Genomic DNA, 1,190 nt, shown 5'->3' with positions numbered 1-1,190 from the left:
CCGCTCGCCTGGACCAGCAGGGCCAGAGCAAAAGTCGCCTGCGGCTCACCGGGCGGGACGGCATAGGTCACCCGGATGCTGCCCGGCACCCCGTCCAGCATCGAGTAGTGAACGCTGGCCGCGTCGACAAGCGCCGTCAGGGCGACGTCGTACAGCTCGCCGAGCAGGTCCGCCTGGGTATGAGTGACGCCCTTGCGGGGGTTCTGGCCGGTCATGCCGATCAGGGCGGCGACGGCCTCGCCGAGTTCCTCGACGACCTTCAGCGCCTGAAGGTCGACCGCGGTAGCCGAGTCGATGCCGGCGCGTGCGGCCTGGGTATCGAGGGCGCGGACGGCGGCAGCGAGGAAGTCCGGCGAGATGGTGAGGTCAGGCATGTGGGGAGCTCCCGTCCGGCCGCCCGCGGGTCAGCCAGTCATCGGAATCGTGCCGCCGGTACAGCGGCAGGTGGTTGGCCTCGTGAACGGCCCGGAGCAGCCCGATGGGCGCGGCATCCAGGTCGCCGTCCGCGGGCAGCGGCTCGTCGGCCACGGAGAGCAGATTGGGGTGCGCCCGGCGGAGGTGGGTGACCAGGGCCGCGCGGTCGACCTCGGCGCTCACGGCCGACCGCTTCGCACGCGAGACAGGACATCGAAATGCGCCTGCGCCGCCTCGGCGCCGGTGGAGCGCCGCTCGATGATGACCTCGTGGTCGCCGAGCAGGGCCGCGGTCTCGAACAGCAGTGGACGGCCGCCGTTCTCGATGTCCTCTGGGGTTCGCAGATCCCGGGGGATGAACATCGTCGACACCTCGACCGGGCCGGCGTCGGTATCGACCACCTCATGGCTGAAGCGGCGCGCCTCGACATCGGCCATGAGCGCCTCGCCGACCGCGTCGCTGATCGGATTTCCCTGGACACCGTAGAAACCGGTCATGAATCCACCCGTTCGGCGTTGTCGGGGAGTCGGTCCGCGTACTCGTTCGGGATGAGTCCCTGACTCCACAGGTTGCTGGAGCGGACAAGGCCCTCACCGTTGAGGCAGAAGGTGAAGGGTCGGCCGTCGAATCCGCGCAGCCCCTCGCTGGCGTCCTCGGGTCCGACCACGTAGTGCCTGCCGCCCGCGCGGATAACCTGCTCGCCCTTCTCGGTGCGGTCGCCGTTCTCGCGCCAAGCGACCTTCTCCTGCCAGAAGTCCCTGAGGAAGGGGCTGAGG

Annotated in this window: 4 protein-coding genes; all 4 read right to left on the bottom strand. The window is 69.7% G+C overall.

Going from position 1 to position 1,190, the window contains the following annotated elements:
- The coding region (locus tag BBK14_RS15055; protein WP_198541291.1) for a MazG-like family protein at positions 1–374 on the bottom strand (374 nt) is incomplete at its 3' end.
- Entirely contained in the window at positions 367–597 is a 231-nt protein-coding gene (locus BBK14_RS15050) for a hypothetical protein (protein ID WP_071063039.1), read from the bottom strand. The genes BBK14_RS15050 and BBK14_RS15055, both read right to left, overlap by 8 nt.
- A complete protein-coding gene (locus BBK14_RS15045; RefSeq protein WP_131802321.1) occupies positions 594–851 on the bottom strand; it encodes a hypothetical protein in 258 nt (85 codons plus the stop codon). The genes BBK14_RS15050 and BBK14_RS15045 overlap by 4 nt, the downstream gene beginning before the upstream one ends.
- 56 nt (positions 852–907) lie before the next feature.
- On the bottom strand, positions 908–1,190 hold a 283-nt coding region (locus BBK14_RS38320; RefSeq protein WP_071063035.1), incomplete at its 5' end, for a hypothetical protein.

It is taken from the genome of Parafrankia soli (assembly GCF_001854695.1).
Classification (GTDB): Bacteria; Actinomycetota; Actinomycetes; order Frankiales; family Frankiaceae; genus Parafrankia; species Parafrankia soli.
Note: the sequence above shows the minus strand (reverse complement) of the source record. Positions and strands in the feature narration are given on the sequence as shown.

Bases quoted from the DNA above. Each gene is read 5' to 3' on its own strand.
- BBK14_RS15045 (WP_131802321.1), bottom strand. From the start codon at position 851: ATGGCCGATGTCGAGGCGCGCCGCTTCAGCCATGAGGTGGTCGATACC.